Origin of the sequence: Streptomyces sp. 3330, assembly GCF_031456635.1 — a bacterium.
In the GTDB taxonomy this organism is placed as follows: Bacteria; Actinomycetota; Actinomycetes; order Streptomycetales; family Streptomycetaceae; genus Streptomyces.
In genome coordinates this window covers 144,124-165,734 of sequence record NZ_JAVDVA010000010.1, presented here as the reverse complement: position 1 = coordinate 165,734, position 21,611 = coordinate 144,124, and the positions used below count along the sequence as shown (strand labels likewise).

Annotated in this window: 20 protein-coding genes and 1 tRNA gene; 8 read left to right on the top strand and 13 right to left on the bottom strand. The window is 72.0% G+C overall.

All coding sequences use genetic code 11. The features are described 5' to 3' along the window. Window positions 1–44 precede the first annotated feature (44 nt). A complete protein-coding gene (locus J2X68_RS18890; protein WP_310433713.1) occupies window positions 45–629 on the bottom strand; it encodes a TetR family transcriptional regulator in 585 nt (194 codons plus the stop codon). A 376-nt stretch (window positions 630–1,005) separates the two neighbouring features. Between J2X68_RS18890 and J2X68_RS18885 the strand changes: the two genes are divergently transcribed. Then, window positions 1,006–2,160 carry an MFS transporter gene (locus tag J2X68_RS18885; protein ID WP_310433712.1) on the top strand — a complete coding sequence of 385 codons (1,155 nt, stop codon included), beginning with the start codon at window positions 1,006–1,008 and terminating at the stop codon, window positions 2,158–2,160. Between the two features lie 144 nt (window positions 2,161–2,304). Here J2X68_RS18885 and J2X68_RS18880 read toward each other — a convergent pair whose 3' ends face one another. From J2X68_RS18880 to J2X68_RS18855, 6 genes are all read right to left on the bottom strand, one after another. Then, window positions 2,305–3,984 (bottom strand): long-chain fatty acid--CoA ligase, encoded by a 1,680-nt coding sequence (locus J2X68_RS18880; protein WP_310433711.1) that lies wholly within the window; start codon window positions 3,982–3,984, stop codon window positions 2,305–2,307. 127 nt (window positions 3,985–4,111) lie between these two features. After that, the gene (locus J2X68_RS18875) at window positions 4,112–4,660 is read right to left on the bottom strand and encodes a SigE family RNA polymerase sigma factor (RefSeq protein WP_310433710.1); all 549 of its coding nucleotides are present in this window, start codon (window positions 4,658–4,660) and stop codon (window positions 4,112–4,114) included. Window positions 4,661–4,807: 147 nt separating this feature from the next. Further along, window positions 4,808–5,977, bottom strand: coding sequence for a lipid-transfer protein (locus J2X68_RS18870; RefSeq protein ID WP_310433709.1), 1,170 nt, complete (start codon window positions 5,975–5,977; stop codon window positions 4,808–4,810). Beyond that, a complete protein-coding gene (locus tag J2X68_RS18865) occupies window positions 5,974–6,387 on the bottom strand; it encodes a MaoC family dehydratase (protein WP_310433708.1) in 414 nt (137 codons plus the stop codon). The genes J2X68_RS18870 and J2X68_RS18865 overlap by 4 nt, the downstream gene beginning before the upstream one ends. Next, complete coding sequence (locus tag J2X68_RS18860; RefSeq protein ID WP_310433707.1) at window positions 6,384–7,307, bottom strand: bifunctional MaoC family dehydratase N-terminal/OB-fold nucleic acid binding domain-containing protein; 924 nt, start codon at window positions 7,305–7,307, stop codon at window positions 6,384–6,386. The genes J2X68_RS18865 and J2X68_RS18860 overlap by 4 nt, the downstream gene beginning before the upstream one ends. 391 nt (window positions 7,308–7,698) lie before the next feature. Then, the gene (locus J2X68_RS18855) at window positions 7,699–8,013 is read right to left on the bottom strand and encodes a hypothetical protein (protein WP_310433706.1); all 315 of its coding nucleotides are present in this window, start codon (window positions 8,011–8,013) and stop codon (window positions 7,699–7,701) included. A gap of 362 nt (window positions 8,014–8,375) precedes the next feature. Between J2X68_RS18855 and J2X68_RS18850 the strand changes: the two genes are divergently transcribed. Beyond that, window positions 8,376–9,278, top strand: a complete 903-nt coding sequence (locus J2X68_RS18850; RefSeq protein WP_310433705.1) for a bifunctional DNA primase/polymerase — start codon at window positions 8,376–8,378, stop codon at window positions 9,276–9,278. Window positions 9,279–9,376: 98 nt separating this feature from the next. Here J2X68_RS18850 and J2X68_RS18845 read toward each other — a convergent pair. Both J2X68_RS18845 and J2X68_RS18840 read right to left on the bottom strand, forming a co-directional pair. Further along, window positions 9,377–9,463, bottom strand: a tRNA-Ser gene (locus J2X68_RS18845). 247 nt (window positions 9,464–9,710) lie between these two features. Further along, complete coding sequence (locus tag J2X68_RS18840) at window positions 9,711–9,911, bottom strand: hypothetical protein (protein WP_310433704.1); 201 nt, start codon at window positions 9,909–9,911, stop codon at window positions 9,711–9,713. A 219-nt stretch (window positions 9,912–10,130) separates the two neighbouring features. Between J2X68_RS18840 and J2X68_RS18835 the strand changes: the two genes are divergently transcribed. Then, on the top strand, window positions 10,131–10,727 hold the full coding sequence (locus J2X68_RS18835; RefSeq protein ID WP_310433703.1) for a hypothetical protein: 597 nt from the start codon (window positions 10,131–10,133) through the stop codon (window positions 10,725–10,727). Window positions 10,728–11,036: 309 nt separating this feature from the next. Here the strand turns inward: J2X68_RS18835 and J2X68_RS18830 are convergent, their stop codons facing one another. Both J2X68_RS18830 and J2X68_RS18825 read right to left on the bottom strand, forming a co-directional pair. Further along, window positions 11,037–11,555 (bottom strand): hypothetical protein, encoded by a 519-nt coding sequence (locus J2X68_RS18830; protein ID WP_310433702.1) that lies wholly within the window; start codon window positions 11,553–11,555, stop codon window positions 11,037–11,039. Window positions 11,556–11,758: 203 nt separating this feature from the next. After that, window positions 11,759–13,366, bottom strand: a complete 1,608-nt coding sequence (locus J2X68_RS18825) for a trypsin-like peptidase domain-containing protein (protein WP_310433701.1) — start codon at window positions 13,364–13,366, stop codon at window positions 11,759–11,761. A 281-nt stretch (window positions 13,367–13,647) separates the two neighbouring features. Here J2X68_RS18825 and J2X68_RS18820 point away from each other — a divergent pair, with 281 nt between their 5' ends. The 3 genes from J2X68_RS18820 to J2X68_RS18810 all read left to right on the top strand — a co-directional run bounded on the left by J2X68_RS18820 (window position 13,648) and on the right by J2X68_RS18810 (window position 16,398). Then, complete coding sequence (locus J2X68_RS18820; RefSeq protein WP_310433700.1) at window positions 13,648–14,484, top strand: glycerophosphodiester phosphodiesterase; 837 nt, start codon at window positions 13,648–13,650, stop codon at window positions 14,482–14,484. Between the two features lie 184 nt (window positions 14,485–14,668). Further along, entirely contained in the window at window positions 14,669–15,307 is a 639-nt protein-coding gene (locus J2X68_RS18815) for an ATP-binding protein (RefSeq protein WP_310433699.1), read from the top strand. A gap of 125 nt (window positions 15,308–15,432) precedes the next feature. Continuing rightward, complete coding sequence (locus tag J2X68_RS18810; RefSeq protein WP_310433698.1) at window positions 15,433–16,398, top strand: DUF5926 family protein; 966 nt, start codon at window positions 15,433–15,435, stop codon at window positions 16,396–16,398. A gap of 277 nt (window positions 16,399–16,675) precedes the next feature. On the opposite strand, the gene J2X68_RS18805 is transcribed toward J2X68_RS18810, so the two are convergent. Both J2X68_RS18805 and J2X68_RS18800 read right to left on the bottom strand, forming a co-directional pair. Next, the gene (locus J2X68_RS18805) at window positions 16,676–17,230 is read right to left on the bottom strand and encodes a hypothetical protein (RefSeq protein WP_310433697.1); all 555 of its coding nucleotides are present in this window, start codon (window positions 17,228–17,230) and stop codon (window positions 16,676–16,678) included. Window positions 17,231–17,286: 56 nt separating this feature from the next. After that, the gene (locus tag J2X68_RS18800; protein WP_310433696.1) at window positions 17,287–17,952 is read right to left on the bottom strand and encodes a bifunctional DNA primase/polymerase; all 666 of its coding nucleotides are present in this window, start codon (window positions 17,950–17,952) and stop codon (window positions 17,287–17,289) included. 524 nt (window positions 17,953–18,476) lie between these two features. Between J2X68_RS18800 and J2X68_RS18795 the strand changes: the two genes are divergently transcribed. Further along, on the top strand, window positions 18,477–20,012 hold the full coding sequence (locus J2X68_RS18795) for a PP2C family protein-serine/threonine phosphatase (protein ID WP_310433803.1): 1,536 nt from the start codon (window positions 18,477–18,479) through the stop codon (window positions 20,010–20,012). Window positions 20,013–20,104: 92 nt separating this feature from the next. After that, window positions 20,105–21,598, top strand: coding sequence for an aminopeptidase P family protein (locus J2X68_RS18790; protein ID WP_310433695.1), 1,494 nt, complete (start codon window positions 20,105–20,107; stop codon window positions 21,596–21,598). Window positions 21,599–21,611 lie beyond the last annotated feature (13 nt).

Genomic DNA, 21,611 nt, shown 5'->3' with positions numbered 1-21,611 from the left:
CGGCCGGAACCCGGTCGGCCCGGAACCTCGCGGCCCGGCTCGTCCTAGCGGGCGACCATCCGCCGCGCCGCCTCCTTGATGGAGGCGCGCAGACGGTCGCGGTCGGCGTCCTCGGAGCCCGCCAGGATGCGGCTCATCTGGGGGACGAAGGCGGCCCAGTTGGCCATCGCGATCAGCAGGAAGAAGAGGTCACGGGCCGGGATCGCGTCGGAGATCACGCCCCGCTCCTGCGCGTCCCGCACGGCGTCGACCTTGACCGCGTAGTGCTTCTGGCGTTGCGCCTCGTCGGGCAGCAACTCGGTGCTGCCGTACTCGATGCCCTCCCAGTACAGCAGGCGCAGCAGCTCGGGGTGGGCGGCGTGGTAGTCCATCAGCCGGTCGAGCCAGCCCTCGATGTCGTCCGGGTCGACCGGGACGGCGGCGGCGAGGTCCACCATGGAGCGGCCGAGGACCTGGGAGAACAGCTCGGCCTTGTTGCCGAAGTAGGCGTAGATGAGTTGCTTGTTCGCCTTGGCTTCGGCGGCGATGCGGTCGATGCGGGCGCCCGCGATGCCGTAGCGGGCGAACTCCGCGACGGCGGCGTCGAAGATCCGGGCTCGGGTGGCCTCGGGATCCCTGGTGGTTGCCATGGCAGCCATCGTAGCGAGGGCTAACCAACTAGTTGGTTGACAGGGAATTCCCGCCCGCCGCAGACTGTTCCCCCTCCGTTCCAACCAACCGGTTGGTTGCCGGTTGCGTCAGATGCCAGATGCCAGATGCCAGATGTCGGAGTGGGAGCACCGCACCATGTCGCCCGAAGCCACAGAGTTCCGAGTCACCCGGGAGGCCGGGACAGCCGGAGGAACCGGAGCCGGCGGGGTCACCGGAGAAGCCGGGGCAGCCGCACGAACCGGGGCAGCCGCAGGAGCCGAAGTCGCCGAGAGAGCCGAAGGCCCGGCGGGAGCCCGCGTCACCGGGCGAACCCGGGGCGCCGGAGGAGTCAAGGGAGGCGCGGGCCCGGCGGGCGTGGGTCGCCGCAATGAGCTTCTGCTCGTCCTCATCGCCCTCTGCACCGCCGTCACGGCCGGCAACATCTATCTCGCCGCCCCGCTGCTCCCCCTCATCGCCCACGACTTCGGCTCGGCGCCCTCGGCCGTGGCCTGGATCGCCTCGGTCGCCCAGTTCGGCTACGCGGCCGGCCTGCTCGTCTTCGCCCCGCTCGGCGACCGGGTGAACCGGCGCCGGCTGGTCGCCGTCCTGTCCCTGGTCACCGCGGTGGCCCTGATCGCCGCGGCCGCTGCCGCCGGGACCGGCGCGCTCGCCGCCGCCGTGCTCGTCGCCTCGGCCGCGACCGTCGTCCCGCAGCTCCTCGTGCCGCTGGTCGCCGCGCGCGCCCCGGCCGACCGGCGCGCCCGGCACGTGGCCGCCGTCATCGCCGGGCTGTTCACCGGCATCGTCGCGGCCCGTGTCCTCGGCGGACTCGCCGGGCAGGCCTTCGGCTGGCGGGCGGTGTTCGTGGGCGCGGCCGTCCTCACCACGGTCCTGGGCCTGCTGACCGCGGCCGCCCTCCCCTCCGAACGGCACCGCCCCCGCGAGGGCCACCTGTTCGCCGGTCTCACCGCGATGCCGGGTCTGGTGCGGCGCTCGCCCGACCTGTGGCGGGCCTGCGTGCGGCAGGCCGGGATGTACGGCGCCTGGAGCGCCCTGTGGACCTCGCTGGCCCTGCTCCTGACGGGCGAGGGGTCCTACGGTCTGACGACCGCCACCGCCGGGCTCTTCGGCCTCTTCGGACTGGCCGCCAGTGTCGTGGCGCCGCTGGCGGGCGGTCTGGTCGACCGCTTCGGCGCCGCGCGGGTCGTCCGCGACGCGTATCTCCTCGCCGCCGTCTCCGTGCCGCTGTTCTGGCTGGGCGGGCAGGTGCTCGTGGCGCTCTTCGTGGCCGCGATCGTGATCCACGCGGCGCTCGTCGCCTCGCACGTCGCCAACCAGACCCTCGCCCTGACGACCACCTCGGCGCCGGCCACCGCGAACAGCGCCTATGTCGTCGCGGGGTTCGCCGGCGGGGCGACCGCCTCGGCCCTGGCCGGCCTCGCCTTCAGCCACTTCGGCTGGGGCGGCGTCGTCGCGGTGGCGGGCGTGTGGCTGCTCCTGGGCTGGACGACCACGGGCGTGCGCCGCTGACGGGCCCGCGGCGCGGAGGCCGGCGCCGGGAAGGGCGTACGCCGGGCAGGGGCCGCGAGGTGCCCTGCCCGGCGTACACGACCTGCGTACACGGCCGCGGCGGCCGGCGCGCCGGTCGCCGCGGCCGCGGTGCGGACGGCGATTTCAGAGCCGGGTGACGTCCAGCTCGCCTTCGGCGTACTGCCTGCGCAGCACCTTCTTGTCGAACTTGCCCACGCTCGTCTTCGGGACCGACGCGATGACCGTCCAGCGCTCCGGGAGCTGCCACTTGGCGATCCGCCCCTCGGCGGCGAGGAAGGCGCGCAGGGCCTCGAAGTCCGTGGTGGCGCCCTCCCTGAGGACGACGGTGGCCAGCGGGCGCTCGCCCCACTTGTCGTCCGGGACGGCCACGACGGCGGCCTCGGCGACGTCCGGGTGGGACATCAGCGCGTTCTCCAGGTCCACCGACGAGATCCACTCGCCGCCGGACTTGATGACGTCCTTGGCGCGGTCGGTGAGGGTGAGGAAGCCGTCGGGGGAGATGGTGCCGACGTCGCCCGTCTTCAGCCAGCCGTCCGCGCTGAACTTGTCGGCCGGGCGCAGGGGCTCGCCGTCGGGGCCGTTGTAGTAGGCGCCCGCGATCCACGCGCCGCGCACCTCGAGCTCGCCCGCGGACTCGCCGTCCCAGGGGAGGCGTTCGCCGCCGGGGCCGGTGAGCCGGCCCTCGACCCCGGCCGGGAAGCGGCCCTGGGTGAGGCGGTAGCCGAATTCCTCGTCGGTGCCGACGGCGTGGGCCGGCGGACGGGCGATGGTCCCGAGCGGGGAGGTCTCCGTCATGCCCCAGGCGTGGCAGACCCGCATGCCCAGCTCGTCGAACGCGGTCATGAGGGAGGGCGGACAGGCCGACCCGCCGATGGTGACCTGGGTGAGGGAGGAGACGTCCCGCGGCTTGGCGGTCAGCTCGGCCAGCAGGCCCTGCCAGATGGTGGGGACGGCGGCCGCGTGGGTCGGCCGCTCGCTCTCGATCATCTCGGCGAGGGGCGCGGGCTGCAGGAAGCGGTCCGGCATCAGCATGTTGATGCCGGTCATGAAGGTGGCGTGCGGCAGTCCCCAGGCGTTGACGTGGAACTGCGGGACCACGACGAGCGAGGTGTCCTGGTCGGTCAGGCCCATCGACTCGGCCATGTTCACCTGCATGGAGTGCAGGTAGATCGAACGGTGGCTGTAGACCACGCCCTTGGGGTCGCCCGTGGTCCCGGAGGTGTAACACATGGCGGCGGCCTGGCGTTCGTCCAGCTCGGGCCAGTCGAAGGTCTTCGGCTTGTCCGCGATCAGCTCCTCGTACTCGTGCACGCGCGCGTGGGCGCCGTCGAGGAGCGAGCGGTCGCCCGGGCCCGAGACGACGACGTGCTCGACCGTGGGCAGCTTCGCCAGCAGGGGCGCGAGCAGCGGGAGCAGCGAACCGTTGACTATGACGACCTTGTCGGCGGCGTGGTTGACGATCCACACCAGCTGCTCGGCCGGGAGGCGCAGGTTGAGGGTGTGCAGCACCGCGCCCATCGAGGGGATCGCGAAGTACGCCTCGACGTGCTCGGCGTTGTTCCACATCAGGGTGGCCACGCGGTCGTCGCCGCGGACGCCGAGGTCGTCGCGCAGGGCGTTCGCCAGCTGCACCGCCCGGGTGCCCGCCTCGGCGAAACTGCGTCGCTGCGGTTCGCTCTCACCTGTCCAGGTGATGATCTGGGACCGGCCGTGCACCAGCACACCGTGCTCGAGAATGCGGGTGACGGTCAGCGGTACGTCCTGCATGGTGCTCAGCACGGCGTCCTCCCAGGGCGGCGACATTGCCTACGCGGTGGTAACGGTTGTGCTGATTCTGCGCACATACCGCGCGGTATGTCACTAGGGAGCGGTGATCGATCAGGTCACGAGAGGGACCGGATCACCTCGCGGGCCGGAGGAACGGCCCCCGTCAGCGGACGAGCACCAGCTCAGGATCCTCGCGCAGCTTGCCGAGCGCCCGCGACACCGCCGATTTCACCGTGCCCACCGAGACCCCGAGCACTTCGGCCGTCTGGACCTCGCTGAGGTCCTCGTAATACCTGAGGACGACCATCGCCCGCTGCCGTGCGGGCAGCTTCAGGATCGCCCGCCACATGGCGTCGCGCAGCGCCTGCCGCTCCGCCGGGTCGTCCGCGGAGGCCACCGGGTCCGGCTCCGGCAGCTCGTCGCACATGAACTCGTCGACCTTGCGCCTGCGCCACTGCGACGTGCGGGTGTTCAGCAGGGCCCGGCGGACGTAGCCGTCGAGCGCCCGGTGGTCCTCGATCCGCTCCCACGCGACATACGTCTTGGTGAGCGCGGTCTGCAGCAGGTCCTCCGCGTCGCTCGGGTTCGCGGTCAGCGACCGTGCGGTGCGCAGCAGCACCGGCTGACGGGCCCTGACGTACGACGCGAAGGACGGGTACGGGGAAGGCCGCGTCATGCCGTTCGAAGCGCTGGTGCAGACGGGTGTGGTCATGGCTCCACGCTAGGTTCGCGGCCCGCTCGGGCGGATCGGCCGCAGGTCCCGAAGCCGGATCCCTCTCAGGTTGTAGGGGTGGTGCCCGCCCCACCTCCTGAAGGTGGACATGACGGCCGCGCCTACTCCGGGATGACCCCTGGGTGCTCATCCGTCCGAGGTCAGGATCAGGCCCGACGTCGGCACCCCGGTCCCCGCCGTCACCAGGGTCCTGGCGGCCCCCGGCACCTGGTTCACGGACGTGCCGCGCAGCTGCCGTACGGCCTCGGCCACACCGTTCATCCCGTGGAGGTAGGCCTCCCCGAGCTGGCCGCCGTGAGTGTTCAGCGGCAGCCGGTCCTCCGCGACGAAGGCCGGGGCCCCGCCCGGGGCGCAGAAGCCGAACTCCTCCAGCTGCATCAGCACGAACGGCGTGAAGTGGTCGTACAGGATCCCCACGTCGATGTCGGCCGGCGCCAGTCCGGAGCTGCGCCACAGCTGGCGGGCCACCACGGACATCTCCGGCAGGCCCGTGAGGTCGTCGCGGTAGAAGCTGGTCATCTGCTCCTGGGCCCGGCCGGCGCCCTGGGCGGCGGCGGCGATCACGGCGGGCGGCCTCGGCAGGTCACGGGCCCGTTCGACGGAGGTGACGACGAGCGCCTGGCCGCCGTCCGTCTCCTGGCAGCAGTCGAGCAGCCTGAGCGGCTCGGCGATCCAGCGCGAGGCCGCGTGGTCGGCGCGGGTGATCGGGCGGTCGTGGAAGTACGCGGCCGGGTTGGCCGCCGCGTGCCGGCGGGCCGTGACGGCGACCGGCCCGAACGCGTCCTCCGGGGTCAGCCCGTGGGCGTACAGGTAGCGCTGCGCCGCCATCGCCACCCAGGAGGCGGGCGTGAGCAGCCCGAACGGCAGCGTCCAGCCGAGCGCGGTCCCCTCCGCCGACGGCTCGCGGTGGCCCACCCCCGAGCCGAAACGGCGACCCGACCGCTCGTTGAACGCGCGGTAGCAGACCACGACCTCGGCCACCCCGGCCGCGACGGCGAGCGCCGCCTGCTGCACGGTCGCGCAGGCCGCCCCGCCGCCGTAATGGACCCGCGAGAAGAAGGACAGCTCGCCCATGCCGCAGGCCTGCGCCACGGTGATCTCCGGGCTGGTGTCCATCGTGAACGTCACGAGCCCGTCCACGTCGGCGGGCGTGAGCCCCGCGTCGGCGAGCGCCGCCCGCACCGACTCCACGGCCAGCCGCAGTTCGCTGCGCCCCGAGTCCTTGGAGAACTCCGTGGCCCCGATGCCGACGATCGCGGCCCGGCCGCCGAGGGAGTCCCGTGTCCGCACGCTCACCCCGCGCCTCCTCCCGTCGGGACGGTGCCGGCGGCGACGGTGAGCGTCACCGTGCCGGTGACATGCCGGCCGATCCCGTTGTCCCCGGTGACCCGCACCACGGCGCGCTCCCCGTCGAACTCCTCGACCGTTCCCCTCAGCACCATGGTGTCTCCGGGATAGTTGGGCGCCCCGAGCCGGATGGCGACCTTGCGGAGCACGGCCGCCGGGCCGAAGTGGTCGGTGAGATAGCGGCCGACCAGGCCGTTGGTGGTCAGGATGTTCATGAAGATGTCGGGGGACCCCTTGCGCCGGGCCAGTTCGGGGTCGTGGTGGACGTCCTGGTAGTCCCGCGAGGCGAGGGCCCCGGCGACGATCAGGGTGCGGGTGATCCCGATCTCCAGCGGCGGCAGCTCGTCACCGGCCTTCACGCGACCGCCTCCCCCGCGCGCGGGCGGAACACGGGCAGCACCAGATCGTCGTCGTAGGTCCGGAACTCCAGCTCCACCGGCAGCCCGATCCGCACCTTGTCGTAGGGCACGTCGACCACGTCGCTGACGATGCGGACGCCCTCGGCGAGCTCGATCAGACCGATCGCGTACGGCGGGGAGAAGGCCGGGAAGGGCGGGTGGTGCATCACGACGTACGAGAAGACCGTGCCCTCGCCGCACGCCTCGACGGCGTCCCACTCCGCCGAGCCGCAGGCGTTGCAGCCGGGGAGCCAGGGGAAGCGGAGCGTGGCGCAGGCGGCGCAGCGCTGGACGAGGAGGCGGTGGCGCCGGACGCCCTCCCAGAAACCGGCATTGTCCCGGTTGACGACGGGACGCGGCCGCCGCGGCGGTTCCGGCCGGTCCCGGGCCTGCTGCTCCCGTCCGGCCGGCGCGTACTTGAGGACGCGGAAGCGGTGGGTGCCGACGAGCGCCTCGCCCACACGCACGTCCGTCCGGGTCGTGACGAAGTACCCGGTGCCCAGCTTGGTGGTCTTCCGCCGCGAGACCGACTCGATCACCGTGTCGAAGGCGACCTCGTCCCCCGGCCGTAACGGGCGCAGGTACTCCTGCTCGCAGTCGGTGGCCACGACCGAGGTGCAGCCCGCCTCGTCCAGGAGGGCGAGCAGTTCCTCGTAGGCCTGCGCGCGCCTCGGGTGGCCGCTCAGACCGCCCATGATCCACGCCTGGAGCATGGTCGGCGGGGCGATCGCGTCGGGGCCGGTGTAGGCGGGGTTCCGGTCGCCCGTCACCTCGCACCAGTGCCGGATCATGGGCGCGTTGACCGGGTCCCGTCCGATGCCCCCGACCGCCGCGGGCCGGCCCTCGAAGGCCTTGAGGCGCGCATGGAGCTCGTCGTCCACGGCCGTACTCCTTCCGCGGGAAAGGCTCACCGGACTTGCTGGACCTGCCGGGCTTGCCGGACGCGCCCGGCCTACGAGGGTGCGCCGGACCCACCCGGCCGACCCGGCACCTACCGGCCTGCCCGGCCTGCCCGGCCTGCCCGGCCTGCCCGGCCTGCCCGGAACGGTTTCTGACTGTCCGTCAGATGTCTACTTCTGTCAAGGTGACGTCCGCGTACGAAGACGTCTGCGCGGCGGTACCGAAGTACCGCCGCGCAGACGCGTCGCCCCCCACCCCACAACCCCCTCTCCCCACAACCCCCTCTCCCCACAGCCCCCTCTCCCCCCCCCACCCCACCCCACCCGGCGCGAGGCTCCCCCCGGAGCCGACGCCGGACACCGGCCCCTCAGGTCACCACCACAGCGGGGTGAAGGCGACGGCCACATTGCTGTTGCCCTGGTTGACCGCGGTGAACGCGGACCCGTTGACCTGCGCGGTATTGCTCTGGTTCGAGGCTCCTGAACCGACGGCGTTCTGCTGTGTGGTGCCCGAGTTGCCGCTGTTGTCGCGCCCGACGCCGCTGCCGGTGATGCTCGCGACACCCGCGTTCGATCCGTCGTCCGCGAAGCCGCCGTTGTCCGCCACCGCGACGCCGGTGAAGAGGGCGGCTGCCAGCGGCAGGGCGGAGACGGCGGCGATGACGCGAGCGGTACGGATGCTTGCCATGTGGTTCCTCCAGAACGGAAGTGCGTGAGTACCGAGGTGCGTGAACTACGGCTTCGACCTGGGCGGTTGGCCGACCGCCCCGGCGCTGGTGACGACGTCGCGAGACCAGAGTTGCCCACCGGATCCCCGGCGAACCACCCCGCAAGCCGCGATTAGCACTCAAGCGTGATGACAAGTCGATAAACCCCTGGAGCTACTTTTCCTTCCCCTGTCACTACAATCCCCGGCAACTCGGACACTCGCCCCCCGGACCCCGCAAGAGGCGAAGCGTTCCGGCACTTTTCCGTCCCGGCCGGCCCGCCCCGGGCGCGTCGCGGGCCGCCCCCCTTCCCTTTATCGAACATGCGTACGACACTGGATCCATGGCCACCACCGACCGGTACCGGTACCCCCGGCAGGCCACCACGCTGGCCCTCGCCCACGCCCTGTCGGCCGCCGAACGCGGCCTGGCCGTCATCCCCCTGTCCCGCACCAAGCTCCCCGCCCTGCGCTCCCCGCACCGCGACGCCCCGGAGCAGCCGGGGCCGCCCTGCCACGGCGAGTGCGGCCGCTTCGGCCACGGCGTGTACGACGCCTCCACCGACCCGGCCCGCATCCGCGAACTGTTCGCCGCCGCGCCCTGGGCCACCGGCTACGGCATCGCCTGCGGCCTGCCCCCGCACCACCTCATCGGCGTCGACCTCGACACCAAGTCGGACACGGACTCCACGGCCGCCCTGCGCGAACTGGCCCTGCGCCACCTCTTCACCATCCCGCCGACGATCGTGGTCCTCACCCCGTCCGGCGGACGGCACCTGTGGCTCACCGGCCCACCGGACGTCGTCGTCCCCAACTCCGCCGGCCGTCTCGCCCCCGGCATCGACATCCGGGGCGCCGGCGGCTACCTGGTCGGCCCCGGCTCCCGCAGCGCCCACGGCGTCTACGCCACCGCCCCCGGCACCGCCCACCTCGACCCCGCGCCCTGCCCGCGCTCCCTGCTGCGCCTGCTGCTGCCCCCGCCGCGCTCCTCCCGTCCGGGCGGCCCCGGCTCGACGGCGGGCGGCGCTCACGGCCGGGGCCTGGTCCAGTTCGTCCTCGCCGCGCACGAAGGCCAACGGAACACCCGGCTCTTCTGGGCGGCCTGCCGGGCCTACGAGGACGGCATCGGCCCGGAGTTGACCGAGGACCTGGTCGACGCCGCCGTACGCACCGGCCTGACGGCCCGGGAGGCACGCGGCACGATCACCTCGGCGGCCCGCATGACCACCCACCACCCGGAACCCTGACACCCGCCGCTCTCTCGCCCGTACGGACGCGCCCCCCACAGGCAAGGTGCAAGACGACGGCCCCCGACCACACTCCGTGGTCAGGGGCCGTTCATCTGCGGTGGGTGTGGGATTTGAACCCACGGTGACATCGCTGCCACGACGGTTTTCAAGACCGTTCCCTTAGGCCGCTCGGGCAACCCACCCGCGCCCCGGCCCGCCTGGGGCGGAGCGGGTACAGACTACCGGGCGCGGGGGCCGCTCGGGGGGCGTGGTCCACACGGGGTCCACTGGCCCCGCTTCCGGCATCCAGTGCCGCCACCCGCGATCAGCACCCCGCGTCAGCACCCGGTCCGGGCCTCACGGCAGCACATGGCAAGCACCGTACTGGCCGCGTCGGCACACAGCGGGGCGCGTCAGGGGTGCGGCGGGCATGTATCACGGCGGTGACTGTCAGTCGTCGAGCAGGGCGGCCGGGAGTGTGTCAGGCAGCAGGCGGGCGAGTTCGAGATCGAGGTTGACTTCGGCGGCGAGGACGAGCAGCCGTAGCGACTGGGGGGCGAGGCGGGTCACCGTCGTCTTGCGGGCAGGGGCTCTGTCCGACGACCGGGCGCGCTCGCTGCCGCCCCTACGCGCGCGACCCAGGGCGGCCACCTCCTGTCCCAGGAGTACGGGGAAGCGTGGAAGGCTGCCCGGCTCGCAACCCCGCTCCCGCGAACCCGAGTTGACCTTGTAACGGGACGGTGACGATGACGTCCTGACTCAAAGTTCGAGGCATCCGTTCCGGTCCCGGCCACCTCCTAATGATCGAACACGCACTGAGGAACTGAACACCTCAGCCTCGATCAGTCGACCATTCAGGGGACTTGACCCATGCTCCGCAACCGTCGCAAGGCCTTTCTCGTCTCCGCCGCGCTCCTGGGCTGCACCCTGCTGATGACGGCGTGCAACCAGGGTGACGACGCCGCCGACAGTTCCTCCAGCAAGGCCGCCACATCTGCGGCGAGCGAGTCGGGCGCCACGGGCGTCAGCGGCACCTCCGCGTCTCCCTCCGGTTCCGGGAACACGTCCGGCGGCGGCAGCACGTCCGGGTCCGGAAGCACATCCGGCGGCAGCAGCACGTCCGGGTCCGGAAGCACATCCGACACCGGCGAAACCGTCGTGGAGGGCCTCGACAAGGGCAAGGGCGTCAGCGGCACCTGGTACGGCGTCGTTCGGTACGTGGCACCCGGCAAGTACCTGGTCGACGGTCCTGCGGCCCAGGGCTCCGGCGGTGAGCAGCAAGCCTTCTTCCTCGCCGAGGACACGGTGATCCTGGGCGGTGGCCAGATCTGCGGCACCGCCGGCTCGAAGGTGGACGCCCCGTGCGAGGAGGCCGACCTGGAGAAGGCCTCCAAGAAGGGCGTGGAGGCCGAGGTAGTGATCAAGAACGGCATAGCCACTCAGATCACCGACGGCGCGCTTCTCTGATCCGATAGCTCGCCATGCGTGAGGCGGTCTGCCGGAATCGTGTCTTCCGGCAGACCGCCTCACTCGTCGCCGCATCTCGGCACTTCCGGCGGCCTCACATGCCGAGGCCGCCAAATCGCCTTCGCGCGGTCCCGGGCAACGGTCCACGCTCCGGACCGCAAGGGGTTCTGACCAGCGGGTAAGCGGTTCGCTTCTGCCGGACGCCCGGTCCGCACCTGGTTGACACGCACTGAACCACACGCGTACCGGGCTCATCCGGGCCGTGCGGCTCGTGGGCCACCCGAGGCGGCGACCGGTCGAGGGGCGGCGTCAGCTGTGGGCGCCCCACCAGACCCAGCGGGACGTGTCGATGCCGCCTTCGCCGATGTAGTTGGTGGTGTAGACGGCGGCGCCGTTGGCCGAGGTGCGGAGGAACACCCCGGTCCCGGAGATGAAGTCGCATTCGAGGTAGTTGCCGTCGCCGCTCCACCACTGCCCGGGGGCGTTCCCGCAGGCGCTCATCCAGACGGCGTTGGTCGCGGTCTTGCTGTCCGTGGTGAGACACATGCCGTTGGCCTTGCTCACCAGCCGGCGGAAGACCGTGCCGTCGTAGTTGCGGGTGTAGGAATCCGCACCCCAGTACCAGTTGCGGGTGGAGAGCGCGTCATTGCAGGTGTCGGACCAGACCTTGTCGCTCACGGTCGACGACACCAGGCACTGGCCTTCGTAGTCGTTGCTGTACGACCAGTACGTCGTCGCCGACGCCGTGGACGACGAGCCCGCCACGGCGAGCAGGAGGGCGGCGAGCCCCGCGGGCACGGTCAGTCTCAGAGCCTTGAGAGATTCCATGATCACGAGGATCGGCGACCGAGGGGGTGTCCGCGTGAATCGGACGTGAACCCGCCATGTCGTTTCAGTCATGTCCACGCCACAAGGACCCCACCGCGACAGTGCCGCACAGAGGTGGGACAGGTCCACGCGGAAGGGGTGCCCCCTCGGTGAGAGGCACCCCTTCGAACTGCGTGGTCAGGTCCGCGGTGTGAGCGTGGGCGTCAGCTGTCGCCCTTGCGCGAGCCGAGGGTGAGGTCGACGGTGTGGGACTTGCCGTCGCGCTCGTAGGTGATCGTGACCTTGTCGCCGGGCTGGTGGGTCCAGATCTCACCGATGAGGGTCGGGCCGCTGTCGATCACCATGTCGTCGAGCTTCACGATGACGTCGCCGGGCTTGAGACCGGCCTGGTCCGCCGGGCCGCCCGACTCGACCGCGGAGCTGCCGCCCTCGGCCGTGTCGGTGATCTTCGCGCCCTCCGTGGACTCCGCCAGGGAGACGGACGCGCCGATCTTGGCGTACACCGGCTCGCCGGTCTTGATCAGCTGCTGGGCGACGTACCGGGCCTGGTTGATCGGGATGGCGAAGCCGAGGCCGATCGAGCCGGACTGGGTGGTGCCGCCCAGGCCGCCGCTGCCGGTGGACTGGATCGCGGAGTTGATGCCGATGACGTTGCCCGACGCGTCCAGCAGCGGGCCGCCGGAGTTGCCCGGGTTGATCGAGGCGTCCGTCTGGAGGGCGCTCATGTAGGAAGCGGCGTTGCTCGTGCCGTCGCTGGAGGCCACCGGGCGGTTCTTCGCGCTGATGATGCCCGTCGTGACCGTGTTGGACAGACCGAAGGGGGCGCCGATCGCGATCGTCGAGTCGCCGACCGCCACCTTGTCCGAGTCGCCGAGGGTGAGCGGCTTCAGGTCCGAGGGGGCGTTCTTGAGCTTGATGACGGCGACGTCGTACCCCTGGGCGTGCCCGACGACCTCGGCGCTGTACTTCTTGCCGTTCGGGAAGGTGGCCGTCACCTTGCCGCCGTCGACCGCGTCCGCGACGACGTGGTTGTTGGTGACGATGTGGCCCTGGGTGTCGAAGACGAAGCCGGTGCCGGTGCCGCCCTCGCCGCTGCTGGACTCGGCCTCGATGGTGACCGTGCTGGGCAGCGCCTTGGCGGCGACCCCGGCGACCGTGCCCGGGTCACGCTTGACCTCGCCGCCTTCGGTGGAGGCGGAGACCGTCGTCGAGCCGGTGTCGTCGTCGTTCTTGGCCAGGGTGTAGCCGAGTCCGCCGCCCAGGCCGCCCGCGACCAGCGCGGCGACCAGGATCGCGGCGACGAGCCCGCCGCGGCCGCGGCCCGACTTCGGCGCGGGCTGCTGGTAGGAAGCGCCCCAGACGGTCCCGTCGTGCCCACCGGGGCCGCCCGGGCCCCCGACGCCGCCGGGGCCGGGAGTGCTGCCGTACGCGTGCGTGCTCGCGCCGGCGTCGGCGTAGACGGGCGTCGCCGGGGCCGGGTTCGGCCAGTCGTCGGCGGCGGCCGGCGCCCCCTGCGGGGCCGGGGCGGTCGGCGGGGCCGGGGCCGCCGGCGGCGGCCAGTCGCCGTCGACCGGCGCCGGCGCTCCCTGCGGCGCGGTGGGCGGCGGCCAGTGGCCCTCGGGCGCGCCCGCCGGAGCGTGACCGGCTTCCGGCGCCTGCGCGGGCGCGGCCGGGAGCGGAGTCGTGGGCGCGCCGGCGTCGGGCGCGGGCGCCTGCGGGGACGCCGAGGGAGATTCCACCGGCACGGGGGGTGCGGACGGGGCCGCGGGTACCTGAGTGCCCTCGCTCTTGCCCTCGTTCTCGGTGCTCACAGCTCTTCTCCTCGATCCACGGCTGTTGTCGTCGGTCGCACTGGGTCACGCTCGTCGGCGTCTGTCGCGCTTTCGCACGCTTTGTCGTCGACCCGGCGCGCTGAAGCTGTGCATGTGCTTTTGTACGTCTCAGCTTTTCCCACGGGCCGTCAGAGCACCATAAGCGGTGGCTGTGGGTCCATGGCGATTCCTTATATGGGTCATTACGAACAATAAGTGCGCATCATCGAAACATCTCAGAGGGTTCTCAGACGACCGGGCGCCGATGGCACCATGACGCGGTGACCCACGCACGGCAGCACCACATTCAAGTCGTCGCCCACCGCGGGGCTTCCGAGGAGGCCCCCGAGCACACCCTGGCCGCCTACAAGAAGGCCATCGAGGACGGTGCGGACGCCCTCGAGTGCGATGTACGACTGACCGCGGACGGCCATCTCGTCTGTGTACACGACCGCCGCGTCAACCGTACGTCCAACGGCCGCGGGGCGGTCTCCGCCCTGGAACTGGCCGACCTCGCGGCGCTGGACTTCGGCTCCTGGAAGACACGGGAGGCCCGCGAGGCCTGGCAGGCGCGCGAGGAGGACCCCGACTGGGAGGTCCGGCCCGAGGACCGCGAGGAGACCTCCGTCCTGACCCTGGAGCGCCTGCTGGAGCTGGTCTCCGACGCGGGGCGCCGGGTGGAACTGGCCATCGAGACCAAGCATCCGACGCGCTGGGCCGGACAGGTGGAGGAGCGGCTGCTGGTGCTGCTGAAGCGGTTCGGTCTGGACGCGCCGGCCTCGGCGGCCGAGTCCCCGGTGCGGATCATGAGCTTCTCGGCCCGCTCGCTGCATCGCGTGCGGGCCGCGGCGCCCACCGTGCCGACGGTCTACCTGATGCAGTTCGTCTCGCCCCGGCTGCGCGACGGGCGGCTTCCCGCGGGGGTCGGGATCGCCGGCCCCTCGATCCGGATCGTGCGCAACCATCCGGCGTACATCGAGCGCCTGAAGGCGGCCGGCCACCGGGTGCACGTGTGGACCGTGAACGAGCCGGACGACGTCGACCTCTGCGTCGAGCTGGGCGTCGACGGCATCATCACGAACCGTCCGCGCGAGGTACTGCGCCGGCTGGGACGCTGAGCCCGTATCTCGGGGAAGTCACAGAAGTAACAGAAGTCGCAGAAGCCCCGTCCCTACCTCTTGACCCCACAGCACCCTTACAGCATCCTCCGTTCTCAGCCATACCGTCCATATTCAGCCACTCACTGACAGGCCCCTCACAGGGAGTGCTCCGGCGCGTTCGGTCCGTGTTCGTCCCTGACGAATGCGTCTCCGGGGCCGCATTGGCCGGTTTCCGGTACAGGCCAATGGGGCATCCACACCGTGGCGTGGGGCGAAGGAGGTCTCGGGGGTGGCGTTGGTGGTGGCACAGGAGGTGCCCGCGTCGTCGAGCATGGCCGTACCCCATGGTCCTGCGGGCGTGGGGAACGCGAGACACCGTATGCGCGATCAGTTGCGCACGGGCGGGGTGTCGGAATCGGTCATCGACGACGCCGTACTGATCCTTTCCGAACTCTTGAGCAATGCGTGCAAGCACGGCAGGCCGCTGGGCGACGCCCTGGCCGGGGACGGCGACGTCCGGGCCGCGTGGCGCGTCGATCCGGGTGGCCGGCTGGTGGTCGAGGTGACCGACGGCGGCGGCCCGACCCGTCCGGCCCCGGCCACCCCCTCCGTCACCGCGCACGGCGGCCGCGGGCTCAACATCATCACGGCGCTGGCCGACGACTGGGGCGTCCGGGACGACGCCCGCGGCGAGGTCACGGTGTGGGTCGTCGTCCACGCGGACGTCCACGACCCCGACGCGGGCCGCCGACGCGACGACTTCGCGTCCCGGGTCGCCGCGCCGTCGGTGGCGGCGATGCCCGGCCTGGACTTCGCGGACGCCTTCGACGACCTGGACTAGACGCGCGGGGCAGGGGCGGTGACCGTCGTCCACAGGCCCCGCGTCGTCCACAGGTTCCCGTGACGGAGCGTACGAACGGCTAGGCTCCCGCCGTACCAGACGAGCCGTACCCGGGAGACACCCAGATGGCCAAGAAGCGACCCCAGACGAAGGCCAAGCGGCCGCAGCACACCGACGCGGACATCCCGGTCGTCGGCGCGCGGGAGCCCTGCCCGTGCGGCAGCGGCCGCCGCTACAAGGCCTGTCACGGCCGGGCCGCCGCGCATGCCGTGACCGAGCTGGTACAGCGCCCCTTCGAGGGCCTGCCGGGCGAGGGCGACTGGGTGGCGCTGCGGGAGTTGGTGCCGGCCGCCACGGTCGGGCTGACGCTCAAGGACGGCCTGCCCGAGGGCGTCCCGTCCGTCACGCTCGCCACGGTGCTGCCGATGGCCTGGCCCGCGCTGCGCCGCGACGACGGCTCGGTGCTGCTCGGCCTGCAGAACGACACGCCGTCCGGCGACATCAGCCGTGACCTGGCCGACACCCTGCAGCGGGCCCTGGAGGCCGACCCCGGCACCCCGGTGCAGGCGCGCCGCGCCCCGGCCGACGGTCCGCGGATGCAGGATCTGCTCGACCCCGAAGGCGCGTTCGAGCCAGTTGTGCACAGCGGCTTCGAGTTCTGGGTCCCGGACCCGGAGAACGCGGCGCCGGAGGTGGCCGCCTCCCTGGAGCGGGCCAACGCCGCGGCGATCCCGACCGTGAAGCTGACCGGCGTGGACGCCGCGTACTGGTGCGAGACGCCGGACAAGAACCACCTGCGCTGGGTCATGCCGCATCCGGAGGAGCGGCTTTTGGACGCCCTCGCGCGGCTGCACGCGGCGGGCCGTTCGAGCCTCGGCGAGGGCACGCGCCTCGTCGGCTCCTTCCGGGCGCACGGTCTGACGGTGCCCGTCTGGGACCTGCCGAGCGCGGTCACGGCGGACGACGTCGAGAAGCCGGCGGCCGAGTTCGCCGAGCGGCTCGCCGTCGCCCTGGCCTCGGACGAGCCGCTCACGGCCGACGAGCGCCGCGCCCGGGGCGGCCTGACCAACCGACAGGTGACGCTCAGCTGACCCGCAGCCGCCGCCCCCGGTCGAACTGACCGACCGGTCAGCACCCCTCGCGGCGGCGGCCGGCGTGACTCCACTCACAACTGCCGCCCGCGCAGGGCGAGTCGGCGTGAGAAACGCCGTTTCGCCGGTGTCCGGAATACCGATGAAAACAAGAGATCGAATTTGCGTGGAGCAGATCTCTTGTTACCGTTCGAGGTGCCCGGTTGCTGATGCATCCCCCGTCGTCAGCAACCGGGTCTTTTCATGTCCGGCGTCGTGTACAGAGTGAAGCCGCGCGTCAACTGCCCGTATCCGATGGGGAGTTGCTTCCCGACCGCAGCAGCAGCGGCCCGTCGCCGGTCGCTCGCGCGAACTCCGCGACCGCCGTGTACGCCGCCAGTTCGCCGCGGGTCCGCTCACGGGGCGTCTCGCAGGATTCCGGCTCGTCCTCGGCGCCCACCTCGCAGCGCGTCCGCACCGTGCGCCCCTCGGGCCCCATGAGGCTCAGGAAGGCGTCCAGGGCGCGTCCGGTGGCGTTGCGGTAGTAGGTGCGCGCCCAGCTGTCCTCGCCCTGGGACAGCACACAGGTCTGCGCCTCCACGCCGTCGGGCGAGGTCAGTTCGGGACCGCAGCGGGCGGCGGTGGCCAGCCCGAGGCCGAGCAGCAGCGGGGACCGGGAGGGTTCGGCGGGCGGCGCCTTCGGGTCCGTGGCGCCGGTGGCATGCGCGTCGGCCGCCTCGACCGCGCCGACCGTACGCCCTTCGTCGCCGACCGGCCCCGCGGACGCCATGGCCAGAGGAAGCGCGATCGCGCCTGCCACGGCGCCCACGAGGGCGAGGAGACGAAGGTTCATGTAGCGGAAGATAGAGGGCGAACGCCGGTGTGCCGTCCGGCGCGCGCCCGACACCCCTACAACTCGGGTGCGCTCACACCCGTACGAGTGAGGGCGTCGACGACGGCGTCCACCACGGCCTCGACGTCGGGCACCCAGGGCGAGGCCGAACCGGGCAGCGGCGCGCGCTCCCAGCGGATGTCGCCTTGGCCCGTCTCGGACGGGGGCAGGGCGATGTAGCCGCCCTCGCCGTGGAAGCGCAGCGAACCGGGCACGAAGTCCTTGGCGTAGAGCAGCTCGCCCAGCTGCTCCATCGTGTACGGCCGGACGAGGACCGACCAGCGGGTGGGCGAGGCGACGACCGGGCCGAGCCGGATGCCCTGCCGGTCGAGCGCCACGAGCGCGCGCGAGGCCGCGAGGGCGGGGAGGCTGACCGCGCAGGGGGCCGCGCCCCCGGTGGCCAGGATGATCGGTGCGGCCGGCCGGTTGGTCCACCACCAGCGCACCATGCGCGCTTCGGTGGTGGCCGCGAGCAGGCCGGGGTCGAAGGGGTGAGCACCGGGGACCGTGCACTCCGGGTCGGGGCAGCCGCAGCGGGAACGCCCCTGCGGGTCCGCCGTCACACCCGGGAGGACGGGCCACTGCCATTCCGTCGCGAAAGTCAGGGCCGAGTCGATCAACTCAGGTCCTCTGTCGCTGGACTGGGACAGGAGCCTGCGTCGCTTTCCGAGGATCTCGCGCATGAGCGCTCGTTCCTTTCCGTTGCACCGCTGGCAACACCGTGGGCCACATCACATAATGTGTCGATCACTTCACTGTGCGTACCTGTTGGCGCATCACACCCCTGTACAGGACAAGGGGAACCCCTCAGGGTCGAGCGGTGGCTGCTTCCGCGGCCACTCCGTCCGACGTGCATCCATCTCATGCCTGGGCGTGGCGTGGGGTGGCGAAGTCTGGCGTTTGCCGTCGCGCGTATTTCTCTCCGCCTCCGCCACGGGAGGATGGGGCACGGTCGTCGATGACTATGACGCCCGGGCCGGTCACCAGGTTCCGGAAGGCTCCCCACGAGCTCCCGACGACGCCTGGCCCTTACCGAGTACGTACCCATCACGACCGCTGTGACGCTCCGTGGAGCAAGCCCAGTCGACCGCAATCACCCGTTACCCGAGGCATTTTTAAGCCAACTTTACAATTCCGCAAGGGAGCCGGAAGAACTGTGCCCGATTCTCCCAAAGACCCCATGGACACCAGCAATCCCAGCAGGACAATGCTGGACATCCCCTCACGAGTGCGTGTACATGTGGAGACACCGCTAGCGGCGCAGAATGACATGGGGGTTTGCGATGCTTTTGAGCAATACGCTCCGGTCCGAGAGCCGGACGCCATGAACGCCCCTCACCCTCCGAAAGTGGCCGGAATCGATTCCACGGTTCCCTCGCCCGCACACACTGTCGCGCCCGCGCCCGCCACCCCGGGCGCCCCGACGGTCCCTGCCGCCCCCACCGGCGCAGCCGGTTCCACCGGCCCCGGCGCCCTGCTGACCGACCGGCTCGCCGGCTGGGTCTCCGATCTGACCACCCTGCACGAACTCACCGAACGCCTGGCCCGCACGGACGCGCTGCCGGAGACCCTCCAGGAGATGCTGCACGCCGGAGCCGCCCTCGTGGGCGCCCGGCGCGGTCTCGTCGTCCTGGAGCCCGCCGACCGGCTCGGGCCCGACACCATGATCGGACTGGGCCTCGGACGCGCCGATCTCGGCCACATCGAGACCGTGCCGCGCAGTGCCCTGTCCTACGGCCGCATCCTCGAGGGGCTGCCCGGCGGCGAGGGGGAGATCGCCGAGCCCGACCTGTTCGCCGAGGACGGCATGGATCCCCGCCACCGGGAGGTCGCCGCCCGCCTCGGCTACGCCGCCAGCTACGCGCTGCCTCTGGAGACGGACGGCGCCCCCGGCCGCCTGGGCGCGGCCGTATGGCTCTACGACGAGCCCGCCGAGCCGGACGAGCGGCAGCGCCACCTGATCGGCCTCTACGTCCGGTACGCCGCCGAACACCTGGCGCGGCTCCTGGAGCTGGAACGCACGCGCACGGCGATGAAGACGATGGCCGAGGAACTGCTCCCCTCCCGGCTGCCGCGAGTCCCGGGCGTCCAGCTCGCCGCCCGGCACCACACCGGCCCGCGCGCGGGCGGCGACTGGTACGACGCGCTGCCGCTGCCGGACGCGGCCCTGGGTCTCGCCGTCGGGTCCGTCACCGGGTCCGGGCCGAGCGCGGTCGCCGCGATGGGCCGGCTGCGCGCCTCCCTGCGGGCGTACGCGGTGATGGAGGGCGAGGACCCCGTCGCCGTCCTGTCCGACCTGGAGCTGCTGCTGCGCCTGACCGAGCCCGCCCGGTCCGCCACCGCCCTGTTCGCCTACTGCGAACCGGCCCTGCGCAAGATCACCCTGGCCGGCGCCGGGCACTGTCCGCCGCTGCTCGTCGGCGAGCGGCGCACGGAGTTCGTCGAGACCTCCGTCTCCGCCCCGCTGGGCATGCTGGCCTGCTGGGAGGCACCGAGCGTCGAGATGGAGGCCGAGCCCGGCGAGACGGTTCTGCTCTACACGGACGGCCTGCTGCACCGCACCGGCGACCCCGTGGACCGCGCCTTCGCCCGGCTGCACGCCGCCGCCGCCGGGGTCCCGAAGCCGCTGCGGCAGGACCCGGGCGCGATCGCCGACCACGTGCTGCGCACCCTTCTGCCGGAGGGCGCGGCCGAGCGGGACAGCGACGAGGACGTGGTGCTGCTCGCGGCCCGCTTCGAGTGAGCCGCCGTAACAGGCCGTGACAGGTCCTTCGGCCCTGGACCCCCTTACGTACGACCGTACGATGGAGGGGGTCCAGTGCCATATCAAGGAGGATGACCGTGGCCGACGAGCCCACCCCGGCTGTGCCGGACGACGCTGCCACCGCAGCGGGCCCGGAGACTGAGTCCGAGGAGCCCATCAAGCAGCGGAAGAACGGCCTGTACCCAGGCGTGTCCGACGAGCTGGCCGAGAGCATGAAGTCGGGCTGGGCCGACACGGAACTGCGTGACCTGAAGCCGATCGCCCAGGCCGCGGAGACCGCCGCCCGGCGCGCCGCGCTCTCGGCGCGCTTCCCGGGCGAGCGTCTGGTGATCCCCGCGGGCAACCTGAAGACCCGCTCCAACGACACCGAGTACGCCTTCCGCGCCTCCGTCGAGTACGCCTATCTCACCGGCAACCAGACCGAGGACGGCGTCCTCGTGCTGGAGCCTGTGGCCGACGGCCACCGGGCCACGATCTACCTGCTGCCGCGCTCCGACCGCGAGAACGGCGAGTTCTGGCTGTCGGGCCAGGGCGAGCTGTGGGTCGGCCGCAGGCACTCGCTGACCGAGGCGGAGCAGCTCTACGGCATCCCGGCCTCCGACGTGCGTGAACTGGCGGACCGGCTGCGCGAGGCCACCGGCCCGGTGCGGGTCGTGCGCGGCCACGACGCGGGCATCGAGGCGGCCCTGACCGACAAGGTCACCGCCGAGCGCGACGAGGAGCTGCGCGTCTTCCTCTCCGAGGCCCGCCTCGTCAAGGACGACTTCGAGATCGGCGAGCTCCAGAAGGCCGTCGACTCGACCGTTCGCGGCTTCGAGGACGTCGTGAAGGTCCTCGACAAGGCCGAGGCGACGAGCGAGCGCTACATCGAGGGCACGTTCTTCCTCCGCGCGCGGGTGGAGGGCAACGACATCGGCTACGGCACCATCGCCGCCGCCGGTCCGCACGCCTGCACGCTGCACTGGGTGCGCAACGACGGCCCGGTCCGCTCCGGCGACCTGCTGCTGCTCGACGCGGGCGTCGAGACCCACACGTACTACACCGCCGACGTCACGCGCACGCTGCCGGTCAACGGCCGCTACAGCGAGATCCAGAAGAAGATCTACGACGCCGTGTACGAGGCCCAGGAGGCCGGTATCGAGGCGGTCAAGCCCGGCGGCAAGTACCGCGACTTCCACGACGCCGCGCAGCGCGTGCTGACCGAGCGGCTCGTCGAGTGGGGCCTGGTCGAGGGCCCGGTCGAGCGGGTCCTCGAACTCGGCCTCCAGCGCCGCTGGACGCTGCACGGCACCGGTCACATGCTCGGCATGGACGTCCACGACTGCGCGGCCGCGCGCGTGGAGTCGTACGTCGACGGGACGCTGGAGCCCGGCATGGTGCTGACGGTCGAGCCCGGCCTGTACTTCCAGGCCGACGACCTGACGGTGCCGGAGGAGTACCGGGGCATCGGCGTCCGGATCGAGGACGACATCCTCGTCACGCGGGACGGCAACCGGAACCTCTCGGACGGCCTGCCGCGCCGCTCCGACGAGGTCGAGGCATGGATGGCTTCGCTGAAGGGCTGACGCATCGCCGATC

Bases quoted from the DNA above. Each gene is read 5' to 3' on its own strand.
- J2X68_RS18890 (WP_310433713.1), bottom strand. From the start codon at position 629: ATGGCAACCACCAGGGATCCCGAGGCCACCCGAGCCCGGATCTTCGAC.
- J2X68_RS18880 (WP_310433711.1), bottom strand. From the start codon at position 3,984: ATGTCGCCGCCCTGGGAGGACGCCGTGCTGAGCACCATGCAGGACGTA.
- J2X68_RS18875 (WP_310433710.1), bottom strand. From the start codon at position 4,660: ATGACCACACCCGTCTGCACCAGCGCTTCGAACGGCATGACGCGGCCT.
- J2X68_RS18855 (WP_310433706.1), bottom strand. From the start codon at position 8,013: ATGGCAAGCATCCGTACCGCTCGCGTCATCGCCGCCGTCTCCGCCCTG.
- J2X68_RS18850 (WP_310433705.1), top strand. From the start codon at position 8,376: ATGGCCACCACCGACCGGTACCGGTACCCCCGGCAGGCCACCACGCTG.
- J2X68_RS18835 (WP_310433703.1), top strand. From the start codon at position 10,131: ATGCTCCGCAACCGTCGCAAGGCCTTTCTCGTCTCCGCCGCGCTCCTG.
- J2X68_RS18830 (WP_310433702.1), bottom strand. From the start codon at position 11,555: ATGGAATCTCTCAAGGCTCTGAGACTGACCGTGCCCGCGGGGCTCGCC.
- J2X68_RS18815 (WP_310433699.1), top strand. From the start codon at position 14,669: ATGCGTCTCCGGGGCCGCATTGGCCGGTTTCCGGTACAGGCCAATGGG.
- J2X68_RS18810 (WP_310433698.1), top strand. From the start codon at position 15,433: ATGGCCAAGAAGCGACCCCAGACGAAGGCCAAGCGGCCGCAGCACACC.
- J2X68_RS18805 (WP_310433697.1), bottom strand. From the start codon at position 17,230: ATGAACCTTCGTCTCCTCGCCCTCGTGGGCGCCGTGGCAGGCGCGATC.
- J2X68_RS18800 (WP_310433696.1), bottom strand. From the start codon at position 17,952: ATGCGCGAGATCCTCGGAAAGCGACGCAGGCTCCTGTCCCAGTCCAGC.
- J2X68_RS18795 (WP_310433803.1), top strand. From the start codon at position 18,477: ATGCTGGACATCCCCTCACGAGTGCGTGTACATGTGGAGACACCGCTA.
- J2X68_RS18790 (WP_310433695.1), top strand. From the start codon at position 20,105: ATGACCGTGGCCGACGAGCCCACCCCGGCTGTGCCGGACGACGCTGCC.